17 protein-coding genes and 1 pseudogene are annotated in these 14,836 nt (G+C 71.1%); 12 read left to right on the forward strand and 6 right to left on the reverse strand.

Annotated features, from left to right (window positions below; all coding sequences use genetic code 11):
• The first annotated feature begins 42 nt into the window (after positions 1-42).
• The 7 genes from AB0P06_RS21965 to AB0P06_RS21995 all read left to right on the forward strand — a co-directional run bounded on the left by AB0P06_RS21965 (position 43) and on the right by AB0P06_RS21995 (position 6,884).
• Complete coding sequence (locus AB0P06_RS21965; protein WP_363609771.1) at positions 43-1,677, forward strand: ABC transporter substrate-binding protein; 1,635 nt, start codon at positions 43-45, stop codon at positions 1,675-1,677.
• Positions 1,678-1,802: 125 nt separating this feature from the next.
• The gene (locus tag AB0P06_RS21970; protein ID WP_363609773.1) at positions 1,803-2,750 is read left to right on the forward strand and encodes an ABC transporter permease; all 948 of its coding nucleotides are present in this window, start codon (positions 1,803-1,805) and stop codon (positions 2,748-2,750) included.
• On the forward strand, positions 2,747-3,664 hold the full coding sequence (locus AB0P06_RS21975) for an ABC transporter permease (protein WP_363609775.1): 918 nt from the start codon (positions 2,747-2,749) through the stop codon (positions 3,662-3,664). The genes AB0P06_RS21970 and AB0P06_RS21975 overlap by 4 nt, the downstream gene beginning before the upstream one ends.
• Positions 3,661-4,665, forward strand: coding sequence for an ABC transporter ATP-binding protein (locus tag AB0P06_RS21980; RefSeq protein WP_363609777.1), 1,005 nt, complete (start codon positions 3,661-3,663; stop codon positions 4,663-4,665). The genes AB0P06_RS21975 and AB0P06_RS21980 overlap by 4 nt, the downstream gene beginning before the upstream one ends.
• A gap of 37 nt (positions 4,666-4,702) precedes the next feature.
• A complete protein-coding gene (locus AB0P06_RS21985; protein WP_363609805.1) occupies positions 4,703-5,518 on the forward strand; it encodes an ATP-binding cassette domain-containing protein in 816 nt (271 codons plus the stop codon).
• Positions 5,512-6,612 (forward strand): C45 family peptidase, encoded by a 1,101-nt coding sequence (locus tag AB0P06_RS21990; RefSeq protein WP_363609779.1) that lies wholly within the window; start codon positions 5,512-5,514, stop codon positions 6,610-6,612. The genes AB0P06_RS21985 and AB0P06_RS21990 overlap by 7 nt, the downstream gene beginning before the upstream one ends.
• Before the next feature lie 59 nt (positions 6,613-6,671).
• The gene (locus tag AB0P06_RS21995) at positions 6,672-6,884 is read left to right on the forward strand and encodes a hypothetical protein (protein ID WP_363609781.1); all 213 of its coding nucleotides are present in this window, start codon (positions 6,672-6,674) and stop codon (positions 6,882-6,884) included.
• Positions 6,885-6,956: 72 nt separating this feature from the next.
• On the opposite strand, the gene AB0P06_RS22000 is transcribed toward AB0P06_RS21995, so the two are convergent.
• The 3 genes from AB0P06_RS22000 to AB0P06_RS22010 form a co-directional block, all read right to left on the reverse strand.
• On the reverse strand, positions 6,957-7,679 hold the full coding sequence (locus AB0P06_RS22000; RefSeq protein ID WP_363609783.1) for a helicase associated domain-containing protein: 723 nt from the start codon (positions 7,677-7,679) through the stop codon (positions 6,957-6,959).
• Between the two features lie 227 nt (positions 7,680-7,906).
• The gene (locus AB0P06_RS22005) at positions 7,907-8,299 is read right to left on the reverse strand and encodes a hypothetical protein (RefSeq protein ID WP_363609785.1); all 393 of its coding nucleotides are present in this window, start codon (positions 8,297-8,299) and stop codon (positions 7,907-7,909) included.
• Positions 8,296-8,586 carry a hypothetical protein gene (locus AB0P06_RS22010; protein WP_363609787.1) on the reverse strand — a complete coding sequence of 97 codons (291 nt, stop codon included), beginning with the start codon at positions 8,584-8,586 and terminating at the stop codon, positions 8,296-8,298. The genes AB0P06_RS22005 and AB0P06_RS22010 overlap by 4 nt, the downstream gene beginning before the upstream one ends.
• 354 nt (positions 8,587-8,940) lie before the next feature.
• Here AB0P06_RS22010 and AB0P06_RS22015 point away from each other — a divergent pair, with 354 nt between their 5' ends.
• The 5 genes and pseudogenes from AB0P06_RS22015 to AB0P06_RS22035 all read left to right on the forward strand — a co-directional run bounded on the left by AB0P06_RS22015 (position 8,941) and on the right by AB0P06_RS22035 (position 11,763).
• Positions 8,941-9,408 (forward strand): hypothetical protein, encoded by a 468-nt coding sequence (locus AB0P06_RS22015; RefSeq protein ID WP_363609789.1) that lies wholly within the window; start codon positions 8,941-8,943, stop codon positions 9,406-9,408.
• Between the two features lie 338 nt (positions 9,409-9,746).
• Positions 9,747-10,169: pseudogene (locus AB0P06_RS22020) on the forward strand (DUF6299 family protein); the annotation flags it as partial.
• 6 nt (positions 10,170-10,175) lie between these two features.
• A complete protein-coding gene (locus AB0P06_RS22025; protein ID WP_363609809.1) occupies positions 10,176-10,304 on the forward strand; it encodes a hypothetical protein in 129 nt (42 codons plus the stop codon).
• 151 nt (positions 10,305-10,455) lie between these two features.
• Positions 10,456-10,860: a hypothetical protein gene (locus AB0P06_RS22030; RefSeq protein WP_363609791.1), complete on the forward strand. Its 405-nt coding sequence runs from the start codon at positions 10,456-10,458 to the stop codon at positions 10,858-10,860.
• 498 nt (positions 10,861-11,358) lie between these two features.
• Positions 11,359-11,763, forward strand: a complete 405-nt coding sequence (locus tag AB0P06_RS22035; protein WP_363609793.1) for a hypothetical protein — start codon at positions 11,359-11,361, stop codon at positions 11,761-11,763.
• Positions 11,764-12,059: 296 nt separating this feature from the next.
• Here AB0P06_RS22035 and AB0P06_RS22040 read toward each other — a convergent pair whose 3' ends face one another.
• From AB0P06_RS22040 to AB0P06_RS22050, 3 genes are all read right to left on the reverse strand, one after another.
• The gene (locus AB0P06_RS22040) at positions 12,060-13,010 is read right to left on the reverse strand and encodes a replication-relaxation family protein (protein WP_363609795.1); all 951 of its coding nucleotides are present in this window, start codon (positions 13,008-13,010) and stop codon (positions 12,060-12,062) included.
• Between the two features lie 493 nt (positions 13,011-13,503).
• Positions 13,504-14,103 (reverse strand): DUF1707 domain-containing protein, encoded by a 600-nt coding sequence (locus tag AB0P06_RS22045; RefSeq protein ID WP_363609797.1) that lies wholly within the window; start codon positions 14,101-14,103, stop codon positions 13,504-13,506.
• 286 nt (positions 14,104-14,389) lie between these two features.
• A complete protein-coding gene (locus tag AB0P06_RS22050) occupies positions 14,390-14,686 on the reverse strand; it encodes a hypothetical protein (protein WP_363609799.1) in 297 nt (98 codons plus the stop codon).
• Positions 14,687-14,836: the final 150 nt, after the last annotated feature.

A 14,836-nucleotide genomic window follows, 5' to 3' on the forward strand; every position in this document is an offset into this window, starting at 1 on the left:
GCGCCGCCGCATGCCCCGGGGACAGGCCAGGAAGGACTGGAAGTGCGCAAGAGAGCGTTTGTCGCCGTCGCAATCGCGAGCGTGATCTCGCTGGCCGGGTGCGGAAAACCGGCGCAGTCATCGAGCGCTGACCAGAGCGCTGGCGCGGGGAAGCGCGTCGACACCCCCGCCTCCAAGGCCGACGTGGACCGGGTGACCTGGAACATGCCCTACGGCGAGCCCACCTCGCTGGACCCGCTCAAGTCCTACAACTACCCGGAGAACGAGGTCCTCTCGAACCTCTGCGAAAGCCTGATGCGGATCAACCCCGACTTCTCGATCACCCCGGGACTGGCCGAGTCGGCGGAGCACCCCACGCCCACCACCTGGGTGTACAACCTCCGCAAGGGCGTGACGTTCTGGGACGGCCAGGAGATGACGGCCGACGACGTCGTCTTCAGCCTGAAGCGCCACCTGGACCCCGCGGAGGGCTCCTTCTGGGCCGGGGACATACTCACCGGCAACATCGCGAGCATCGAGAAGACCGGCGACCTGCAGGTCACCGTCACCCTCAAGACGCCGGACGTCGTCATCAACGACTACATGGCGACACCGCTGGGCGCCGTCACCCAGGCCGCGTTCACCCAGCAGGCCGGCGCCAAGTTCGGCACCCCGGACAAAGGCGTCATGTGCACGGGCCCCTTCGAGCTCAAGTCGTGGGAGAAGGGCTCCCGAATCAAGCTGGCGCGCAACGACGCGTACTGGAACCAGGCGCTCAAGGCGAAGGCCAAGGAGTTCGACTTCCGCTTCATCACGGACCCGGCCACCCTCACCAACGCGCTGAAGACCGGCGAGATCGACGGCTCGTACGACGTGCCGACCGACGCCGTCGACCAGCTGTCCAACGCCACCAACGGCACCCTCTACCTGGGCAAGTCCATGCAGATGGTGGCCATCATCGGCACCGGCGAGGGCCCCTTCGCCGATCCGCGACTGCGTACCGCCCTGCTAATGGCCACCGACCGGGAGGCCATCGGGAGGACCGTCTTCGCCGGCACCGCCGCGCCCCTGCGCTCCGTGGTGCCTCCGGGCAGCTACTCCTACGCGTCCGCGGTGTACGAGGCGGCCTATGACAAGCTGCTGCCCACCACGGTCGACATCGAGGGCGCCAGGAAGCTGGTCGAGGAGGCCGGCAAGCCCAGCGGGCCGATCACCATCGCCTACCCCAGCGAGCGGACCGTCTACGAGGACCTCCTCGCCGAGGTGCAGAGCGCCGGCAAGAAGATCGGCCTGGACATCCAGCCCAAGGGCGTGCCGAGCGCGCGGTACGGCGCCTTCTTCTCCGACGCGCAGGCCCGCAAGGGCTACTCGGGCTTCATGACCACGAACTACTCCGACGTGCCCGAGCCGCTGGCCTTCCTGCGCAACCACATCGACCCCGGTTCCCCCGAGAACTACGACAAGTTCTCCGACCCCGAGATCACCGCGCTGCTGGGCCAGGCCTCCGCGGAGAGCGACGACACCAAGCGAGCCGAACTCACCGCCCAGATCGAGACGAGGTACATGGCCAAGACCCCGTGGCTGCCCATGGTCGCCCCCTCGACCCGGCTGTTCATGAACAACAAGGTCACCGGAGCACCCGCCTCCTTCGTCTACCTGTACTACCCGTGGGCCGCATCCGTGGGCTCGGCCAAGTGAGCCGGTAGCACGCGGCACCCACCAACCCCACCCGCCCACGGCCCACGCCCTCACCACGCTCCGCCGGGGGCGCGGCGGCCCACGCCCGGCCGCGCCCCCGCGAACTCCCCCCACAGGAACAGCCCATGCTCGGATTCCTCGTCCGACGCCTGCTCGGGCTGGCCGCGACCCTGATCGTCGCCAGCTTCCTCATCTTCGGTGCGCTCTACCTCGCACCGGGCAGGCCGGAGACCTTCCTCACCCAGGGGCGCTCGATCAGCCCCGAGACACTCGCCTCGATCCGCACCCAGTACCACCTCGACGACCCGCTGCCGGTGCGCTACTGGGACTGGATCACCGGAGTGGCCCGCGGCGACCTCGGCGAGTCCCTGGTGTTCCGCCAGGACGTGGCGAGCCTGCTCGCCCCGCGTGTCGGCTCCACCCTGCTGCTCACGCTGTACGCCGCCGTGCTCATCGTCGTGTTCGGCGTGCTGGTCGGCATGGTCTCCGGGCTCCGCGGCGGCCGGCTCGACACGGTGGCACTGATCGTCACCAGCACGGGCTTCGCCGTTCCCACGTTCTTCGCCGCGCTGCTGCTCATGGACCTGTTCTCCGTGCGACTCGGCTGGTTCCCCGTGTTCGGTTCCGGTGAGGGCTTGACGGACCGGCTCTGGCACCTCACCCTGCCCGCGATCGCGCTCGCCATCCCCTCGGGCGCGGTGGTCGCCCGCATCACCCGGACCGCGATCACGGAGGAGAAGGACTCCGAGCACGTCACCACCGCGATCGGCCGCGGACTCCCGCGCTTGCTGGTGGTCCGGCGGCACGTGCTGCGCAACGCACTCCTGCCGGTGACCACGATCGTGGGCGTCAACATCGCGGCCCTGATCGCCGGCGCGACCGTGGTCGAGAAGGCCTTCGCCCTCGATGGTCTCGGCTCCGCGCTGGTCGACGCGGTCAACCAGAAGGACTTCGCCGTCGTCCAGGCCATCGCGCTCGCGCTGGTGGTCGCGTTCGGCCTGGTCAACCTGGCCGTGGACGTGCTCTACGCATGGCTGGACCCGCGGTTCAAGCTGGGAGGGAAGCGCTCATGAGCGACAGCGTCAACGCCTCGGGCACGGCCACCGCGGCCACCGCGGGAAAGGCCGCCCGACCCGCGAGCCCCACCAAGGGCCGGAACCCGATCGGACGCCTTGTCGGGCGCGTCGGGATCGCCGGCACCATAGCCGCCGCCATCATCGCCCTGCTGGCCCTCGTCGCGATCCTCGCCCCCTGGATCGCCCCCTACGACCCGCTGCAGGTCGACCTCGCCGCCACCTACCAGTCCTCCAGCGCGGAGCACCTGCTCGGCACCGACAACTCCGGCCGTGACCTGCTCTCCCGGTTGATCTGGGGCGCCCGGACCAGCCTTCTGGGCCCGTTCGTCGTCGTCACGGTCACCGCAACACTCGGCACCGCACTGGCGCTGGCCGCAGCCTGGTTCGGCGGCCGCGTCGACGACCTGATCTCCCGCCTGCTCGACCTGCTGTTCGCCTTCCCCAGCCTGCTGCTGGCCATCATCGTCATCGCGCTCTACGACCGCGGGCTGCTCCAGGCGTCCCTGGCGCTCGCGGTGGGCTTCACCCCGTACACCGCACGGGTACTGCGCAGCGTGTCCCTGCGCGAACGCATGCTGCCCTACATCGCCTCCGGAGAGATCCAGGGCTTCTCGGGCTTCGTCATCTGCCTGCGGCAGATCCTGCCCAACATCACCCCCCAGATCCTCACCGGTGCCACCATCAACTTCGGATCCGCCATGATCGAACTCGCCGCGATCTCCTTCCTCGGCCTCGGCGTCCAGCCGCCCGCGGCCGACTGGGGCCTGATGGTCTCCAGCGGCCAGGCCTCCCTGGTCAAGGGCTTCCCCCAGCAGTCCCTGTACGCGGGCCTGATGATCGTCATCACCGTCGCGGCGTTCAGCGTGCTGGGCGAACGCCTCGGCGGACGCAAGGCAGGAGGCCGCGCATGAGCCCCCTGCTGCGCCTGGACGCCCTTCACGTGACACTGAACGTCGACGGCGAGCGACGCCCCGTGCTGCACGACGTCTCGCTCGACGTCGGCGCGGGCGAGGCCGTCGGCCTGGTCGGCGAGTCCGGTTCCGGCAAGTCGATGACGGTGCGCTCGATCCTGCGCGTGCTCCCCCACGGGGCCGAGACCTCGGGACGCATCGACTTCGACGGCACCGACATCCTGTCCATGCCGGCCAAGGACCTGCGGCGGCTGCGCTCCCACGAGGTCGCGGTGATCCACCAGGACCCGCGTGCCGCCATCAACCCCGTGTCGACCGTGGGCGACTTCCTGGTGGAAGCGCTGGTCGCCAACCATCAGGAAAGCCCGCGGCAGGCACGCGCCCGCGTCCAGGACATCCTGTCCGACGTCGGCATCCCCGACGCCTCGCGCCGGATGCGCCAGTACCCGCACGAACTGTCCGGCGGGCTGCTCCAACGCGTCGTGATCGCGGCCGCGATCGCCGTCCGCCCCCGGATGATCCTCGCGGACGAGCCCACCACCGCGCTGGACGTCACCACCCAGTCCGAGGTGATGGGCATCCTGGACGAGATGCGCCGGGAACACGGCCTCGCCATGCTGTTCATCACCCACGACCTGGAGCTGGCCGGTGCGGTGTGCGACCGCATCGCGGTCATGTACGCGGGCTCGATCGTCGAGGAGAGCAGGCCGCAGGCGCTCGAAGACCACCCCCGACACCCCTACAGCCGGCTCCTGCTGGACTCCCGGCCGCGCATCGACCAGGCCGCAGACCGCCTGGAAGTGATCCCGGGACGGCCGATCTCGGCCTTCGAGGTCGGTCCCGGCTGCGCCCTGGCCCCACGCTGTCCCTACGCCGAGCCGCAGTGCACGGCCACCGTCCCGGCCCTGCGGCCGGCCGGCGAGGGGCGGGTCAGGTGCCTGCGCAGCGAAGAGATCGAGCCCGTTCTGCGACGTTCCGGCACGGAGGTGCGCGATGTCTGACCACACTCCCGTCGTGGAAGCGACCGAGCTGCGCAAGGTGTTCCGCGTCCGCCGCCCCGACGGCCGGGGCTCCGCCGACTTCACCGCCGTGGACGGCGTCGGCTTCCAGGTCCGGGCCGGGGGAGCGCTCGCGATCGTGGGGGAGTCCGGCTCCGGCAAGTCCACGGTCGCCCGGATGCTGGTCGGCCTGGAGACCCCGACATCCGGCAGCATCACCGTCCTCGGCCGCTCCCGCACCGCGAAACGCGCCGGGACGGCCGAACGGCGCCGGCGCGGGCGCGAGATCCAGATGGTCTTCCAGGACCCGTACGGATCCCTCAACCGGCGCAGGTCGGTCCGCGACGCCCTGGGCGAGGTGATCGACCTGCACTTCAAGCCCTCCCGCGGCGAGCGCGAGGAGCGGATCGCCCGGCTGCTGGAGGACGTCGGCCTCGACGAACGGCAGTCCCGCGCACTGCCCTCCGCGTTGTCGGGCGGACAGCGGCAGCGGGTCGCCATCGCCCGTGCCCTGGCCGCCGAACCGAAGGTCCTGGTGCTGGACGAAGCGGTCGCCGCGCTGGACGTGTCGATCCAGGCGCAGATCCTCAACCTGCTGGCCGACATCCGCGAACGCACCGGCCTCACCTACCTGTTCATCAGCCACGATCTGTCCGTCGTACGGCAGATCAGCGAGGAGGCGATCGTCATGCGCAAGGGCCGGATCGTGGAATCCGGCCCCACCGCCCGCATCCTCGACGACCCGCAGCATCCGTACACCCGGATGCTGCGCCGATCCGTGCCCGGCCCCGGCTGGAAGCCGCGGCGAATGAGCCAGGACGAGCGCCGGGCGCTCGCCATGGAGGAGACATGGTGACCACCCCTACGGTTTTCCGGTCGGCCAAGGCCGCCCCCGGCGATCGCGGGCAGCAGCTGGGCAAGGCCTTCCCGGAACGCATCGGGCAGGCCAGCGCCTTCTACGACCAGCTCTTCGCCGCCGCGGGCGCCACGCCCGAGGACGTCACCGACTGGAGCCTTCGGGCCTTCGAGCACATCAGCACCTGGGCCCCGGAACTGGCCGAGGAGATCGACGGCATGGCACTCGGCGCGGGCCTGCCCCTGTGGCGGATCGCCGCGCTCAACGCCCGAACGGAGATCCTCGGCCGTTTCGGCCGGACGCAGCACCCGGAGTGCTCCACGGTCGTGTACGCGCCGGCCGACGGACGCCCGCCGGTCACCGCGCAGACCTGGGACTGGCACGACGGCATGCGCGACGGCTGGTTCGTCTGGACCATCGAGCACCCGGACGGCCGGGTCGTGCACGCGGTGACGGAGTTCGGCATCGTCGGCAAGATCGGTGTCAACACGGCGGGCCTGGGCCTGCACTTCAACATCCTCGGCCACACCTCCGACAAGTCGCTCGTGCCGACCGGCTCGTGGATACCGGTACACGTCCTGGCGCGACGCATACTCGACACCTGCACCAGCGTGTCCGAGGCCGTCGAACTGGCCGCCGCCACACCGGTGGCGGCCTCCAGCTCACTGACGCTCGTCGACCACGCGCAAAGGCGGAGCACCGCCGCGGCGATCGAACTCAGTCCGGCCGGCTCGGTACTGCTACGCCCACGCGAAGACGGCTTCCTGCTGCGGACCAACCACTTCGTCGACCGGGCACTGGCCGGTGGCGAGGCCATGGGAGTCGAGGACCCGAGCACGTACCGGCGGATGGACGTCCTGCGGGAGCACACGGCGACCCTCACCGGACCGGACAGGGAGGACCTCGTCAAGGCCCTCACCTGCCACGCGGACGAGGGTGCGGAGCTGTGCTGCCACGCCCAGCCGGACTCGGCGCTCGGCAAGCGCTGGGAGACGCTCGCCACCGTGTCCCTCGACATCGCCGGGGGAGGACTCGTCGCCCACGCGGGCGGACCCTGCACCTTCCACCTCGCGTCCCGGGCCGAGGTGGCCTGACGCGACACCGGGGGCGGGCCCTGCCAGGTCCCGCCCCCACCGGCGGTCATCTGCTCTCGGTGGCTTCCCTGCCGTCGGTCAGCCCCGGGATCATCCCGGAGAACACGGACCGCAGCCCCCTTCGGCCTGCCGAAGGGTTCTTCCTGTTCGATGACGACGTAGTGAATGCGGAGTTGATCTCAGTTCACCTGACGATCACGCAACCGCACGAGATCGGCATGTACGCCGGGGTGTTCCGCAAAAACTGGAACAGACCGCTTCCAGGGCTCTGAACTGGGGTTCTTTGCTTGACAGCGGCGATGTATGGCGTTCGGCCTGCTCTTCTTCGGAAACTGGGACGAGCATCAGAAGCCCCGGGACGATCTATAGGGGAGCGGGGGAGGTCGCACCCCGCAGGGTGCGGCCCCCCACGTGCTGCTGACCGGCATCACCGCTGCTCGACCCGGTCCTTCCTGACGCTGCGCAAGCTGACCACCGGCCGGGTGACGAAGTACGCGGCGACCAGCACGGCCTGGCGCGGCCGGCCCCCGACGGCCCACCGCCCGCCGAACCGCACCTGCCGCTCGGCCCAGCCACCCAGCCCACTCCACACCGTGTTCGGCGAGCTGCGCGAGCTGGCCCGGGGTCAGCTTCACCCGGCGAGCCTTCTGGTTGTTGAGCCAGGTGCCCAGGACGAAGTGCGACACCACCGCCTGCTCCTCACCGCCGGGGCCGGCCTCCACGGTCTCCAGCGGCTCCTTGTGCGGGCGCTTGACGGCTGCGTGCCCTTCCCGCCCGACGAACTGCGCCAGCGCCGCCAGGCCCTGGGCGAACCGGTCGACGCGGGAGACCGCCGGCTTCGCCTCCGTGGCGGCCTTGGCGGCCACCAGCTCCTGGTCCTCCTCGATGCCGACCGCTGACAGCAGGTCCCGCTGGTCCTCCTCCGGGCCGGGCCAGCCGGCCCGCTGCGCCTGCACCCAGCGGCCGAGCTGCTCACCCTCGTACACCGGGTCCGTGGCAGGGGCCGGCGGGTCGTCCGGCGGGTCAGTGGACAGCGGCGGCACTCCTTCATCCGTAGTGGCGGACACGATACGAAGGCGCTGGTGACGCGGAATCGGGAGCCCTCGTACGGCGGGCGCCGTGTTGTGGGCAGCGCTGGTAACCAAGGCGCGGGCGACTTCCGCCCTGGACAGGACGGTCAGCGGATCGGCGCTCGCTGGCTCCGCCTCGGCCCATTCCCACAGGGCCCGGATGCCGGTGGCGCGGTCGGACAGGTACTGCACCCGGTGGTCCTTGAGCGCCCAGTCGTCGCCACCTACGGCTCCAGCCGGGGGTCGTCGATGTCCACGGTGGCGATCCCGGGCGGATACAGCTCCGGACGGGCCGTCAGGATCAGGTGCTGCAGCGGACGCACCGGGGTGGGCAGGCTCGTGGCGATGGCATGGGCCAGATCCGGGCCCCCGTACCCGTCGCGGACCACGGTCGCCACCACCACTGCGGTACTCGCATCCAGCGGCTCGAACTCGAGCGCGGGCAGCGCCATGACCGCGTGCGCGGCACCCTCGCCCTTCACCTCGGCCTCGACCACGCACAGCACCGGAACCAGCAGATGCTGGAACGGACTCTGCAGAGCGGAGTCCACGATCCGATGCAGGCGCGGATGACCGGCGGCCAGCGCGGACAGGGCGCTGGAATCCAGAATGATCACGCGCTGCGCCTCGGGGCGACCTTGGCACGCGCATCCGCCGCGGCGATGTCGTAGACCCGCTGCAGCAGGTTCGGGCCCTCGTCCAGCTCCGTGTCGGTGAGCGTCATCCCGAAGTGCTCCCGCAGCAGCCGACGGCCCTCGGCAACGCGCTCCGCGATCTGCTCCGCGGTGGGCTGCGCCTCCACCAGCAGGGCCACCTGGGCGCCAATCGTGGTGCCGCGGGCCGCCGCGAGAGCGGCCAGCCGGTCACGCGTATCAGGGGAAACCTTGATCGTCGCATCAGCCATACCGCGATCGTACACCGCTGGTACACCGCTGGTGTACCGACCTGCCCGGACTCGGAAAAGCCCAGGCCCGCGCCGACGGCAAGCTGACCGGCCGCACGATGGGACACCTCACCCCACCACCGCGCCTGCCCGGCCCCGCCGCTTCATACGGTCGACAGGGACCGGGACCACGAGCACGAAGGGCAGGCCGTACGGGACCTCCCGCAACGCGCCCCGCGGCGGCACCGAGCCCGACGCGGCGGGCGGGGCCGGCACTCCCTGACCGACGCCCCGGACAACCCCGACAACCGCGCCGCCTGCAACCAACGCCAGAAGGCCCGGGAGAAGAAGGCCCGCCAGGTCCACCGCGAGCTGATGGAGACCCTGGCCTGCGCCGACTGCGGGAACGTGCCGACCCAGGAGAGCACCGAGGAGTACGGCCCCAAGGGACCACAGAAGTGGACCCGCCGCCCGGGTGGCCGCTGCTGGTCCTGCCACGAGAAGGACCAGGAACACACGGAACGGCTGGAACGGGAGGCCGAAGAGCAGCTGGAGGCGGCCCGCGCGGCCAACGCGCGGCTGCGCCCGTGCTGGACGTGCCGGGGTTCGATCGGCGGGAAGGAGGGGCCGTGGCTGGAGCTGACCGAGAAGGCCGGCCCTGACCGGCTGGAGTGCCCGCAGTGCGTCAGCGACCGGGAGACGAAGGGGCTGGGGCCGCTGGTGCTGCCCGCCCCGACCCGGCGGGAGCTGATGGCCGCCCGTATCTCGGCCCCCGCCGACCGGTGGTGGGAGGCCCGGGTGCGGCACGCCAAGCTCTACCCGCCCAAGGGCCGCACCGCCTGAACCCCGGAGCCCGGGGCCTGTCGCGTGGGGCGCTGTCGGGTGCTGCGACCTGCACGGACGGGCCCCTTCTCCTGTAGCCGATCCGGGCGCGACAGCCCCCCGTGACAACCTCCGGACGCGACGCGCGGTGCAACACGCAACCCGCGTCGCACCGCGCACTGCTCGGCCCGGACCGCGTCCGGCGCCGGCCTCCACCAGGCCGTCGAACCAGGCGGGGGCCTGCTCGCGGGAGCGGGGGCCATCACTGCCTGCGCCTGCGGCTGGCCTTGCTCCGGGGAGAGTCTGTCCGATCGGGCAGCCTCGCCCGGTAGGCGGGGCAGTTTCTGACGGACCCACAGATGTGCCGGCAAAGGCGTTGGTACGTTCTCGATGAAAGGTCTAGACAAGTCAATCACCGTTCAGCGAGGGGAATTTCGTTGCGTCGCTCTGCTTCTGCCGCTCTGTCCACAGCTGTGTCCATCACGTTGCTCTCGGGAATCTGGGCCGCTTCGCCGGCCCAGGCAGCCACCTCGGGGACGACGCCCACCGCCTACACCGGGACGGTGTTCCTCAACTCCACCGGGACCGTCGACAGCAACGGGTTCGTGACCCTCTCGGGTACGTACCGCTGCTCCGCGCCCGTCCCCGCCCCCGCCCCCTCCCCCTTCGGTCCTCGCGTGGTCCGCCTCCACAGTTCGGCGTGGGGGCCTGGTCGCGCCGAGCCGGCCGTCTGCGACGGTGCCGAACACACGTGGGTGCACCGTGACAGGCCCCTCAGGGTGCCCCTGGTGACAGTCGAACAGATCCAGTCCGTTGCGGAACTGGAGCTGTGGGAATCGACGGGCTGGCCGGTCATCACAATCACCCCCCTCTCGATCGATCGGAAGATCGTCGATCTGCAGGCTGCTGCGGGCTGACGCAGGGCCCGTCGGCATGCGGGACGGACTTGGGCCTGTCGTGATGTCACCAGTGGCGGCCTGGTGACGGAACGTCGGTCGGCCGAGGGCGGCGACCGACTCGTGGGGCGGCGGCTCGTCCGGGGACGGCTGGCGCGAGTACGACGATTCCGTGCCCGTCCTCGCCACCACCCTGGACCTCCTGGCCGAGCCCGGCCCGCTCGGCCCCGTCTGGTGGCGCTACGGCCGCCAAGGCCGGCACTCCCTGACCGACGCCCTCGACAACCCCGACGGAGACCGGCTGCTCGAAGCCGAGCAGACCGCCCATGCCCAAGCCCGGGAGAAGGAGTGGCGGCAGGCGGAGCGCGAGCGGCGCCGTCCGGCCTGCACCCGCTGCCGGGCGAAGTTCTCCGACGAGCGGTGGGCCGAGCACGAGCGGGCCGATACCTGGGGCGACGACGGCTTGTGCGCCGACTGCCGCCGGGCCGACGCCGACCAGCGGGCCCGGGAGGCCGCCGAGCACCACCAGGCCGCCGCCGAGGCCGCGGCCGCCGGCGCCTGGTGGCGTCGGTCCTGACCCGGCCCCGCCTCGGGTGCAAGCCGCTGAGCTGCACCGGTGAGTTTCGCCTCGGGGCGGTGAGTTCCGCCCCGAGGCGCCGGTGAGATTCGCGCGCCCGGGCGGCCGGACCCTGGTGAGTTTCGCCCCCGTCGCCCGGTGAGTTTCGGATGTCGGCGCAGGTCAGCGGCTGGTTGGAGCGGAATCGGGGATGGGCCGTCCGGGTGGTTGCGGGGTTCGGCACCGCGGCGCGGTGGGCAGAGCCTCCGGCATGACGACACCCATGACCAGGCGCCGCCGTTGCCGCCGTCCGGCCTCGCCCACCGTGCCCGCTCCCGCCGTCCCGGTCCGCGTCGTGAGGCCGCCGGCCCCGGCCCGGCCGCGCGGCGGCGGGTGCTGCCGGACCTGGTCCAGCGAACACCTCGCCCAAGGCGGCCTGGTCGTCCGCACGACCTGGCACGAACCCGCCTGCCCGACGTGGGCCCGGCGCTGAGCGCCGATGGCGGGGAGGGTCGCCGGATGCACGACCAGCCTGCCGAACCCGACTCCACGGACCCCGTCGCTGCGGCCGGCGACCGCCGGGCGTTGTGGGGCCGGACGGTCGCGGCTCTCGCGGCCGCGGGCATCGACGTCGTCCAGGCCGGGGACGGCCGCCCCGGCGCGGTGCTGGAGCTCGGCCCGCGCGGCCTCGCGGTCGCGGTCCGCTGGCAGCTCACCGACCAGCACCCGCTGCCCAGCGGTGTCCTCGCCGTCAGCGTCTGCCGCGCCCCGGGCGGCGACCCGCCCAGCGCCCGCTTCGTGCAGAACCTCGTTCTCGAATCGCATCTCGCCGGTGCCGGGCTGGGCACCGCGTACGCCGACGAGCACCTGGTCGTCCTGGACCCCGACGTGGTCCTCCCGGGAGCGTCCGGCCGCTGGCCTTGATGGCGCCACGGAGCCGCGCTCCGCACCTTGATGGTCCGCCAAGGTATCCGTCCGATACCTTGGCAGCCATGTCACGGCGAGATAACGCGCCAGGTCAAAGCATTGGTGAGAGCGGAATCGGTCACCTTGATGCCCGCCCCGCGCCCTCCGGTTCGTTCTGCGCAGGTAGAACGAGGCGATCAACCCTGTGATGACATCGCGCACCTTGATGGCCCGGCGGCCGGCCCGGTCAGGGCACCTTGATGCCCGCCCCAGCAGTCCGGGGCGGGCCATCAAGGAATGAGTGGCGGTGCCGGTCAGGGCCTGGTGCCGGTCAGCTCCCACCAGGGGGCGGGCCCGTCGTCCAGGTCGGCGATCGACCACCAGAGGTCGGCACCCGCGCCATCGGCTTCCAGATCCTCCAGCTCGGCGACGCCGGCCGCTACGGTGCGCAGCATCCTGGCGACGTACGGGGTGCGGGTGGCGATCTCCAGGTCGTTCGCCCGGTTGGCGAAGCCGGCCTGGCCGGTGCCGGTGAGGACGAACAGCAGCCGCAGGAAGACGACGTAGTGCTGCTGCCGGGCCGGGAGCACGCCCTGGGCGTGGGAGGTGCGCCGCAGGTGCGCCGGGATGGGGTGGTGGTCGTGGAAGCGGGCGTAGCCGATCAGCTTCGACGCCGGTTTCTCGCTGGCCATGGTGCCGCGGTCGACCTCGACGAACGCCCGGTGCGGCGTGCGCCCGTCGGCGGCGGTGCGGCCGTAGTGGAGCAGGCCGTCGGGGATGACTGCCCCGGCCGGGCCTTCGCCGTAGCGGTGGTAGACCTCCGGCAGGAAGTCCAGCGGCGCGCACTCGTCTTCCGCCGCCCGGGCGCCGGCCACGAAGGCGACGTGGGTGCGGACGACGGCCAGGGTGTGACCGAGCCGCAGCCGCGCCGCGCTCTTGTCGCCGGGCGGCGGCGGCGAGGCGACGCCCTCCAGCTCGGGGAACGTTGCGGCGATCCGGGCGGCGTGCCCGGTCGGGAACCAGGCCCGCGGCCTCCCGGCCTGCGGCAGCACGACGTCCTCGACCAGGCCCTCGTCCTTGAGCCGGCGAAGACGCCGGCGCATCTGCTCCGGCCCGGCCTCGGGGGTGTGCAGGACGCGCAGCTGCTCGGCGGTGGCCATCCGGAACTGGGACAGCGCGGCGACCACGGCGTGGTCGATCTCGGGCGGCATCGCCATCACGGGCTCCTCGAAGTCGGCGCCCGCCGCCCTGGTGGCAGCGGGCATCGGGATGGAAGCCCGTGCCTCTCACCGGATTTCTCACCACCGGCGGCCCTTGCGGTCACGATCCGACAACGGGTGTTCTAACCGGTCCGGCAACCGGTGGTGAGAACGGGTGCGCCAACCGGTGGCCGCCTCTTCCGGCCGCCGGGCTCGGAATCTGGGCAACTGTGCAGGTCCGGGGCAGTGGTGAGTGGCTGTCGAGGTGGAACTCACCACCTCGACAACCCTCTTCTCCTTTCTTCCCTTTGTCTTTGGTTTTGGTTTTTGGTCTGTGGTTGCGGTTGTCGGTTCGGGTTCGGTACCTGCGGTGGGCTGTTCTTCTTCCCGGCGCCCGGCTGGTGCCGGCCGCGTGGGTGGGGCGGGCTCGGCGGCTCGTCCCCGGGCACGGGCGTGCGCGGGCGGCCTGGGCCCTTCCTGGCCCGCCGCGTTCGGTGCTGCGTGTTCGTGTTCGTGTGCGGCCCGTGGTTGGTGCGCTCGGGTCGTCCGGCCCGTTGACTCACTGCGGCGGATTGCGCCTCAACTTGCGGCGCTCCCAACGATTCGGATGGCGGACAACCACGCCCGCCGGGCCACCGGTGCCGCTGAGACGAATAAGCGGTGTACCCGAGAGCCGGTCGGAGGTGGTCAGGTCTTTCAGCCCACCGAGGCCGGGATCCACCCCACCGGTCTCCGCAGCCCAGCCATCAGGGATGACGACGGTAACGCCGGCCATCTGGCCATGGACTTCCACCTCGACGGCCGACAGTCGGCAGTCGGTCCGGGTGAAGTCAAGCTTGGCGCCGCCCAGGCCGCCATACGCGATTATGCGTGCGGGCACCTGCCAGCGCCCGATACGGGAAACACCGTTAAGGCCCCCCTTGAGCACCAGCGGACGTCCCGGATCCACAGGAACCACGGGCGGCAGGTCGCCAGTGAGCGACGCCAGGTCGGCGTGAGTCTTGGCGATCAGCGCCTGTTCCAGCCTCGCATCCAGCTCGTGGAGGTCGAGGCGCCCCTCGGCTGCTGCCTCCTGTAGACGCTCAACCACCGCATCGCGCTCGGCATGAGAGGCCCGCACATCACCTGGGCGGACCGGTTCCGGTAGATCAGCAGTCATATGGCTGATGATACGAAGAGGCCGGTGCGGGGCCTGGGCTGTCGGGTATGTGGCCTCAGTGGAACTGAAACGCGGTGAGGTCGCTGGTGGCTTCTGACCTGCTTTGTTTCACGAGTTGAGAGAGCGCATAGGCGTACCGCAAGAGGGCGCTGGTCTGGGCATTTAAGGGACGGTGTGTCAGGGGGCACCTCGTGTGTGGCGTCTGACCTGGAGTGTTTCAAGAGCTGCAACCGCGTTCCGAAGCCAATGAGAACGCTGTAGGGAGCTCTGGTTGTTGGGTTACCGGTCAGCCTGCCGGCCGGGGGAGACGGGCGTCGCAGCGGCGCTGCAGGCAGCCCTCGCCCAGTACCCGGCCCGCCCTGACGACGACCAGGCCGTCGACGAGGACGAGTCGGACGGCCGGGAGCACGGCCTGCTCGGGGACGTCCGTACCCGGGTCCGTCGGCGGGCGGCCGGGCTCACCCTGGACACCATCGACCGGGCCGCGGTCGTCCTCCAGGAGTGGCAGCGCATCCGCGGCGAGGGCGGTGGGCTCGATCCAGCCGAGCTTGCGCATCCAGCCGAAGTCGACTCTACCGATCACTGCAGAGTTCGCATCGCTTCTGACGTGTGAGAACACGTCGCGTAGACGGCGAAGTGCGCTAGCCTCCGTGTTTCGGTTCGCGTCGGCTGATCTGGGGTGATCCCTGTGTCGAAGGTCGCGGGGCTGCCGTCGGATGTTGGGCATGCCGAG

Source organism: Kitasatospora sp. NPDC088351, from assembly GCF_040685575.1.
Taxonomy (GTDB): domain Bacteria; phylum Actinomycetota; class Actinomycetes; order Streptomycetales; family Streptomycetaceae; genus Kitasatospora.

Excerpts from the sequence above, each read along its gene's own strand:
- AB0P06_RS21970 (WP_363609773.1), top strand. The coding sequence starts at position 1,803 with ATGCTCGGATTCCTCGTCCGACGCCTGCTCGGGCTGGCCGCGACCCTG.
- AB0P06_RS21975 (WP_363609775.1), top strand. The coding sequence starts at position 2,747 with ATGAGCGACAGCGTCAACGCCTCGGGCACGGCCACCGCGGCCACCGCG.
- AB0P06_RS21980 (WP_363609777.1), top strand. The coding sequence starts at position 3,661 with ATGAGCCCCCTGCTGCGCCTGGACGCCCTTCACGTGACACTGAACGTC.
- AB0P06_RS21990 (WP_363609779.1), top strand. The coding sequence starts at position 5,512 with ATGGTGACCACCCCTACGGTTTTCCGGTCGGCCAAGGCCGCCCCCGGC.
- AB0P06_RS22010 (WP_363609787.1), bottom strand. The coding sequence starts at position 8,586 with ATGGCTGATGCGACGATCAAGGTTTCCCCTGATACGCGTGACCGGCTG.
- AB0P06_RS22015 (WP_363609789.1), top strand. The coding sequence starts at position 8,941 with ATGGAGACCCTGGCCTGCGCCGACTGCGGGAACGTGCCGACCCAGGAG.
- AB0P06_RS22035 (WP_363609793.1), top strand. The coding sequence starts at position 11,359 with ATGCACGACCAGCCTGCCGAACCCGACTCCACGGACCCCGTCGCTGCG.
- AB0P06_RS22040 (WP_363609795.1), bottom strand. The coding sequence starts at position 13,010 with ATGCCCGCTGCCACCAGGGCGGCGGGCGCCGACTTCGAGGAGCCCGTG.
- AB0P06_RS22045 (WP_363609797.1), bottom strand. The coding sequence starts at position 14,103 with ATGACTGCTGATCTACCGGAACCGGTCCGCCCAGGTGATGTGCGGGCC.